Annotated in this window: 9 protein-coding genes; 3 read left to right on the top strand and 6 right to left on the bottom strand. The window is 30.0% G+C overall.

The window, feature by feature from the left end; all coding sequences use genetic code 11:
• The 3 genes from ACKI5C_RS00985 to ACKI5C_RS00975 all read right to left on the bottom strand — a co-directional run.
• On the bottom strand, window positions 1-986 hold a 986-nt coding region (locus tag ACKI5C_RS00985), incomplete at its 3' end, for an RtcB family protein (protein ID WP_407431141.1).
• Window positions 987-1862: 876 nt separating this feature from the next.
• Window positions 1863-2183, bottom strand: a complete 321-nt coding sequence (locus ACKI5C_RS00980) for a hypothetical protein (protein WP_407431139.1) — start codon at window positions 2181-2183, stop codon at window positions 1863-1865.
• 33 nt (window positions 2184-2216) lie between these two features.
• Complete coding sequence (locus ACKI5C_RS00975) at window positions 2217-2639, bottom strand: archease (RefSeq protein WP_407431137.1); 423 nt, start codon at window positions 2637-2639, stop codon at window positions 2217-2219.
• A 92-nt stretch (window positions 2640-2731) separates the two neighbouring features.
• Between ACKI5C_RS00975 and ACKI5C_RS00970 the strand changes: the two genes are divergently transcribed.
• Window positions 2732-2911, top strand: a complete 180-nt coding sequence (locus tag ACKI5C_RS00970) for a hypothetical protein (protein ID WP_407431135.1) — start codon at window positions 2732-2734, stop codon at window positions 2909-2911.
• Between the two features lie 117 nt (window positions 2912-3028).
• On the opposite strand, the gene ACKI5C_RS00965 is transcribed toward ACKI5C_RS00970, so the two are convergent.
• The 3 genes from ACKI5C_RS00965 to ACKI5C_RS00955 are packed head-to-tail and all read right to left on the bottom strand — an operon-like array spanning window position 3029 to window position 5548.
• Window positions 3029-4138 carry an ORC1-type DNA replication protein gene (locus ACKI5C_RS00965; RefSeq protein WP_407431133.1) on the bottom strand — a complete coding sequence of 370 codons (1110 nt, stop codon included), beginning with the start codon at window positions 4136-4138 and terminating at the stop codon, window positions 3029-3031.
• 33 nt (window positions 4139-4171) lie between these two features.
• Entirely contained in the window at window positions 4172-4891 is a 720-nt protein-coding gene (locus ACKI5C_RS00960; protein WP_407431131.1) for a 6-hydroxymethylpterin diphosphokinase MptE-like protein, read from the bottom strand.
• A gap of 9 nt (window positions 4892-4900) precedes the next feature.
• A complete protein-coding gene (locus tag ACKI5C_RS00955) occupies window positions 4901-5548 on the bottom strand; it encodes a YczE/YyaS/YitT family protein (RefSeq protein WP_407431129.1) in 648 nt (215 codons plus the stop codon).
• Between the two features lie 271 nt (window positions 5549-5819).
• Here ACKI5C_RS00955 and ACKI5C_RS00950 point away from each other — a divergent pair, with 271 nt between their 5' ends.
• Together ACKI5C_RS00950 and ACKI5C_RS00945 are read left to right on the top strand one after the other, a co-directional pair.
• The gene (locus tag ACKI5C_RS00950; protein WP_407431127.1) at window positions 5820-6107 is read left to right on the top strand and encodes a hypothetical protein; all 288 of its coding nucleotides are present in this window, start codon (window positions 5820-5822) and stop codon (window positions 6105-6107) included.
• A complete protein-coding gene (locus tag ACKI5C_RS00945) occupies window positions 6094-7290 on the top strand; it encodes an ATP-binding protein (protein ID WP_407431143.1) in 1197 nt (398 codons plus the stop codon). The genes ACKI5C_RS00950 and ACKI5C_RS00945 overlap by 14 nt, the downstream gene beginning before the upstream one ends.
• Window positions 7291-7328: the final 38 nt, after the last annotated feature.

Here is a 7328-nt window from a genome sequence, read left to right as displayed (position 1 = left end):
GCCACATCATAAACAATCTGCATGTCCATGTCGCGGGCAGATTTGCCTAAAACCTCTTCAAAGGATTCACGAATCCAATGAGTAATCATCTGTCTGTTTGCCCATGCATAATTGGCCGCAGCATACATTGCTTTTAAATAGCTTTGTGCTTCTTTAGAATCAAGAGGTGCACATGCAAGCTGCCTATCAGCAATATCTATTTTATAATTTTTGTAAGCCTTATCCATTAATCTCAAATAATCGGAACATACCTGATGTCCGCAGCCACGGGAACCTGTGTGAACCATAATGACAATCATTCCTTTTTCCAAGCCATAAACTTTTGCCACTTCCTCATTGTAAATTTCATCAACGACCTGAATTTCAAGGAAATGATTACCTGAACCAAGAGAACCTAGCTGAGGAATTCCTCTTTTTTTGGCTTTGTCACTAACTTCTGATGAGTCTGCTGCCTTAATCCTACCGTTTTCCTCTAAAACTTCAAGATCTTCATCCCATCCGTAGCCATTTTCAATAGCCCATTCAGCACCATAATCCAGAACATCATTAATGTCGTTTCCGGAGAGTTTTACTTTACCTTTGGAACCTACACCAGAAGGAATATTTTTAAATAAAGCATCAACAAGCTCATCAAGGTGGTCCTGAATATCTTCTTGGCGTAAATTTGATTTTATCAGCCTTACTCCACAATTAATGTCAAATCCTACACCACCAGGAGACACAATACCGTTTCTCATGTTGAATGCTGCAACTCCACCTATTGGAAAACCGTATCCAAAATGAATGTCCGGCATTGCAATGGAGTATCTGAATATACCAGGCAGACATGCAACGTTAACTATTTGCTGGACTGCACCATCTTCAAGAGCATCAAAACTTTCATCATCAATATATAATCTTCCTGAAGCCCTCATTTTTTTATTATAGCTTCCAGGAACTTCATATACATTATCTCTAATTTTTTTAATTTCATCTTTGATAGTCATAAAAATCACGAGTTTAGTATGTTTTAACATTTTGATTTAATTGATTAAATAATTTATCGTGACTCTTAAAAATAATATAAATATTAATTAACAAATTGGGAGAAAAAATATGAAGAAAATAAAAATATTTTTAATATTGCTAGTTTTATTCATATCTATTAGCACTGTTTTCGCTGAAGAAAACTTTACAACACTTCAGGATGAAATAAAATAAGAATTAATAAGAATAAACCAGGTTTTGCTTTAAATAATACTTTTATTAATGAAAGAAGGATATTTAAACACTTCATTTATACTACAATACTCCCCGGCTATTGCAGCATAATATCTTATTGGAAGCCTTTTCAAATATTATATCCCTTGTTTATTTCAAAAGTCCATTAAATTATTTTCGTGTTTCTCCCGTTAATATCCCCATATGACATTTAAATTTTTTAAATTACATAATTAACAATAGACTTTTGCTGTGATTACAAAACCTGGATATTCCATCTCCCATAATCATACCAGGCCTCTACAAATATACCCCACATTATTGTGTCATTGGCCATGACGTAATATCAAGCAAAAAATTTACCTAATATATATTTATTTTTATTCCAAATAAACTATATAATCTTTCTCGCAAGTAAGTAGTTACTTGCACAATATTTAATAAAAAATGCATATGTACATTCAATAATGAATAAAAAAATTATACAATGTTAAAAAAACCAATTAAAAAAATGAATTTCATAGAAGCAGTATGTTTTTTACGAGAAAAAATGAAAAATTTGTTCAATTATTATAAATGAAATAATCAAAAAAAGACAAATTTGAGATTAAAAAAAAAAGATAATTGAATGGAATTTTAGAACCGAAATGTTGCTGTAAATGCTACTTCCTAAATAATGCAGAAATACCTGCAATCAGAAGGGCAATTGAACAAATTTTAGCCAAATGAGGAGTTCCAATCAACACAAGAATTGCTGCAAGTACAAATCCAATACCTGCACCTTCAACATGTTTATTAACATAATATGAAGATATAAAACCTATAAATGCCCCTATAATAGCCAATAATCCCAAAAATGAATATCCTTCAGAACCTCCAGTTTCAATAAGCAATATAAACGATCCTGAAATCAAACATAAAAATGAACCTAAAATACCTAAAATCTGTTCAAATAATCGGGACGTAGTTCTAATTTTTCTCATAATATTATATTAGTTAGCATTTTATTTATAATTTTACAAGTCTACAATAGCCTTTAGTGAAACAACATCAGATATATCAACTTCCATCTGATGAAATGTAATGGCTTTTATTTCACAATTTCGCTCATGCTTATCCCAATTTATATCTTCACCTTTTATAATAGCTTTAAGATGATAAGCATCATCAATTTCACTGATTTGGATACTGAACTCACTGAACAACATGAATTCAATCTCATGATAAAACAATAATTCTTCCAAATAGTCGTACAATAAAGATACATTATCTTCAGACGTTATTTCGAAATCAATTGATTTTACTTTGTCAATATTATCAGTATTGGATATTATGTTAAACATTGCAAGCCCTGCATTTTCAAAAGCTTCATTTAAGTTTTTACCAAATGCATAAAACCCAATATCTGCTGTAACGTCAAAATATTCAAATTTTTTCATGATTTTACCTTCGAAATAATACTCTTCAAATGCTCTCTTGCTCTTTGCTTATATATGGATATCAAACAACTTAAATATAGTGATGTGATATTATGTTTAAAAATAACAATACTGCAAAAAGAGCTGATTTAAGAAAAAGAACTTCTATAATTGATGAAATTGCATATTTAAACTTAGATATTCAAGCTTGCATGGTAACGCTCACTGTATTTGTAGTGTTACTTTTTTCTGTGCTTTCTATTGTTACAGCACAAAACCCATATCTCTTATAAATGGGACATAAGTATAATTAGATTAAATACCAAACCCTTAGGCTATAAGTACAAAAGGGCGTTATCTTGCAATTAATCTAATTAAATACAAAACTAACTTCCTTAAAATATACAGGTCTAAATATTAAAATCATCAGGGTCAAAACGAAGAATGACTTCGCGTGAATTACCTCTGGATCCTGATCCTGTATATTTTGTATCTATTAATCTTAAAAATTCAAGCTTATCAAGAGTTCTAGCATAAGATGAATAACTAACTTTTTCTTTTTCACGGAATAGCTCGCCTAACTCACCTGCTGTGATATTAGGCTTACTTTCAATGATTAATTTAAGCAAACTGCTTTCAACATTAGTCAGTGAAGATAAAATTTGAGATACATTTACTGAAACCAACGAATCAATTGCCTGGTCAAAATGTTCCTGCTTTATTTCCCTTGATGCATCAGCTTCAGCAATATTGCCGCAGCTTCTAAGAAGGTTAATGCCCGTTCTTAAATCGCCATTGTCAAATGTATACATTGCAATCTGTTCTAAAATGTCATCATTTAAAACACCCGGATAAAATCCTGCATTAACTCTGTCTCTTAAGATATCTTCAACTTCAGAATAAGAATAAGGTGGGAATGTAATTTCCTGAGGAATGAATACTGTATTTACGTTTTTATCAAATGCATATTTAAATTCCAAATCAGACAATATTGCAAAAATAGATGTTTTTACACCTTCATATTCCTCATATGCTCTAAGAATATCATAGAATAACTTATTTGCATTATTGCTTTGGAACAGGTAGTTGACATCATCCAATGCCAATATTAATGACTGATTATTTTTTTGAAGTTCAAACATGACTTTTTCATAAATCCTTGCAAATGGAACACCGGTTTCAGGAGGCAAATATCCAAAAATCTTTTTGTGAACCTGTGAAATAATGCCGAATCTTGTAGTATGCAACTGACAGTTAATATAAACACAGACAACTTTTTCAGTGTTTTTTTCTACAAGTTCATAGACTTTTTTAATTGCTGTTGTTTTCCCTGTTGCAGGTGATCCAAGTACCACTGCATTTGACGGCTGTCCTCCACGCATAGCTGGCCTTATTGCCATTGCCATTGCTTCCATCTGAGTATCTCTGTAATTATAATTTGGAGGCAAGTAATCTGGATCAAATGCATTGATATTTTGAAAAAGACTTTCATCATGCATTAAAATATCTTCAATTCCCATACTATCTACTTTGTTTATGCTTGTTAAAAAATATTACTTAACGAGGTTGATTACTTCAACGTTTTCATTTTCAATAATCCAATTTGTAAATTTTTCAGCATACTGCAACTTTTTACGTTTAACTTCATCAGCAGTCCCTAAAATATCAGGCAAATTAGGTCTTGAATATTTGGTAACAATCTCACCAAAGTCCATTCCTGCAAGAGTTATTTCAGATGCCCCCAGTGCAACAGCCAAAAATATAGCCCTATCACCATCAGTGAATCCGCCGAAGTTATAAATATTTCCTAAAGGCTGAGCCTGAGTGGTTCCCAGGACATTTGTGAAAAATGGCGTTACATGAACGATTTGATTTAAATTATCGCCGTGAGCATGTACAACAATATTGGCTCCTTTCAAATTTGCTAAAAGAATATCGTCCAGATTACCATCCAAATCAGTCACAACAATATCAGGTACGATTTTTTCTTCAATCATGGCCGTTGTAGCCCCATCAGCAGCAACCAAAACATAATCTTTTAAATCATAGTTTTCTTTAAGTTCCTTGATATGCTTTTTAATTGATGGGCCGGCACCGAATACAATATACTTATCTGAAAATCCAACTATTTTACTTAAATCATCAAGGGTTAAACATCCCTCTTCGGATAAAATCTCATCCAATACTTTGGCACATTTTTCATCATCTTCACGTGAGAATCCAAAATCATCCAAAATCTCTTTATAGTATATATTCCATTCACCAAATTCCATGATTTAACCTCATTTGTTAATAATATTAATATCTTTACCAGTTATATGATTATATAATTTTGCAATTTGTCTTAATGTGAAGCCAACCATGAATGCTGAAATCACAGTTCCAATATTAACGCTGCCCCAAGGTGTTGAATAAAAGAAATAACACATTATTACTGATATAATTACCATCGATGTATCGAATGCAATTTTAATTGAAGAAAACCTCCATCCAGTAACGATAGCTACCGCTTCAACACAGCCTTCGCCGGGTAAAGGCGCAATATCTGTCGGCATGTAAATGAATATTCCAAGAGCTATCAGAAAAATACTTACAAATATCAGTATCACATTAACAAGCAAATTATCCGGAATATTTAGCGAATATACAATATATAAAGTCAAATCCGTAAAATAGGAAAATACAAAACAGTTAATGAACTGCAACAATCTTTTTGGCTTGAATTTAGATCTTAAAATAAGCAATTGAAGGACAATTAAAGAAGCATTGAAAATGAATGTGGTGACACCGATGTTAATGCCAGTACATAAGTTTAGAGCATAGGAAATGGAACTGATGGGAGTTGTTCCGAAAGTTGACTTGATAGAAAATGCAACTCCAAACGCCATTATGAATAATCCCAAAACAAAAAGACAAATTCGTTTAAACATCTAATAACTTTATATTCATTAACATATTTAAAAGTATTTAGTAAATCGAAGTAAATATTAATATTATCCAGTTATAATCAATTAAAGAGTTAAATTATTGGAAAAATAACTTAATAATATATATGGAGAGTTAATCAAAACAGATATTAGTAAAAAATTCATTAAAGAATTTTTAAAGCTTAATTACACATAACATCATAATATTAAAAATAAAAATACAAGCATATATAAATAACTAGTAAAAATAAAAATACAAGTATATATAAAGTGATTGAATATAAAAATAGGTGGAAGAAAGGACAATATATTAGAAACACACATCCAAAACCAAGTATTAATAAAACCCAATTCATTAAAAGATGAAATAACACTCAATAATATTTTATTTAACCAAAGACAAGAATATTATAATCTTATAAAATACATTGATGAATTTTTAGAAGGAAAAAATACGAATAGATACTTTGTTTTACCTGGAATTAGAGGTGTTGGAAAATCTACAATCATCTTTCAAATATACGATTATCTTTTAAACGAAAAAAAATATAAACGCAAATAATATTTTATATTTATCCTGCGACAATCTAAAAAAAATTTGTAATGCTTCACTCATTGAAGGAGTAAACTGCTATTTAGACATATTCCACAATGCAATTCTTGAAACCGTAAAAGAACCTATTTTTCTTTTGATAGATGAATCACAAATTGATGTTGATTGGTCTATAATCGGTAAAATAATTTTTGATACGAACAAAAACATTTTTATGATTTTTACAGGTTCATCTGCATTAGAATTAACATATAATGCAGATTCTGCAAGAAGATTATTGAAAATACCTATTATGCCTTTATCTTATCCGGAACAGTTAAAATTAAAATATGGTAAGTTCAATACTGAGATGTTTAATTCAATTAATGAATTGATTTATAATGGAAATATTGAAAAAGCAAAAGGTTTAGAAAGCCAGCTGCTTAAAATTTATAGTGAATTTGAAAATTATAATATAAATGAATGGGAAAATTTCTTAAAATTTGGCGGGTTTCCTTCAAATTTCAATCAAAAACAACATGAAATAATAAATAAATTGATAGATACAGTAAATAGAGTTGTTACAAATGACATGAAAAATATTAATGGATTAAATGGAAAAACACAGGATTTAGCGTTTAATTTATTATATTTCTTTGCCCTTCAAAATCCAGGAGAAGTATCTAAAGGTTCAATGGCAAATATTTTTGATTCAAATAAGTCTACAATAAACAAACTTTTAGATACACTTGAAAAAACACAATTAATTTTTCATGTAGAACCATTTACATCATCTGCAAAAAGAACAACAAAACCTAATAAATACTATTTTGCAACATCAAGTTTAAAACATGTTTTGTCATTGGCCATAGGCAATGCTTCCCTTGAAAACAAACAAGCATATATGGGAAAACTATTTGAAAATTTTGTTGCATCAACATTCTTTAATTTTGAGAAAATAAACAATAACATCCATAAAACTTATTATGATTCCGGGAAAAAACAAGACAAAAATGTTGATTTCATTATCCAAAAAGGGTTTGAAAAACCAATTCCTATTGAAGTCAGCTACGGTAGAAAAGACAAAAGCCAAATCAAAAATGCAATACGAAGATATAAAGCAAATCATGGAATAATCATTTCAAATACAACAAAAATTAAAAAAGAGGATAATGTTATTTACCTCCCCAGAGAGTTATTCTCATTTCTATGAATTAATTAATCAAAGTAATGAAAACTATTTAAATAATT

It is taken from the genome of Methanobrevibacter sp. (assembly GCF_045646045.1).
Classification (GTDB): Archaea; Methanobacteriota; Methanobacteria; order Methanobacteriales; family Methanobacteriaceae; genus Methanocatella.
Note: the sequence above shows the minus strand (reverse complement) of the source record. Positions and strands in the feature narration are given on the sequence as shown.

Excerpts from the sequence above, each read along its gene's own strand:
- ACKI5C_RS00980 (WP_407431139.1), bottom strand. The coding sequence starts at position 2,183 with ATGAGAAAAATTAGAACTACGTCCCGATTATTTGAACAGATTTTAGGT.
- ACKI5C_RS00975 (WP_407431137.1), bottom strand. The coding sequence starts at position 2,639 with ATGAAAAAATTTGAATATTTTGACGTTACAGCAGATATTGGGTTTTAT.
- ACKI5C_RS00970 (WP_407431135.1), top strand. The coding sequence starts at position 2,732 with ATGTTTAAAAATAACAATACTGCAAAAAGAGCTGATTTAAGAAAAAGA.
- ACKI5C_RS00965 (WP_407431133.1), bottom strand. The coding sequence starts at position 4,138 with ATGGGAATTGAAGATATTTTAATGCATGATGAAAGTCTTTTTCAAAAT.
- ACKI5C_RS00960 (WP_407431131.1), bottom strand. The coding sequence starts at position 4,891 with ATGGAATTTGGTGAATGGAATATATACTATAAAGAGATTTTGGATGAT.
- ACKI5C_RS00955 (WP_407431129.1), bottom strand. The coding sequence starts at position 5,548 with ATGTTTAAACGAATTTGTCTTTTTGTTTTGGGATTATTCATAATGGCG.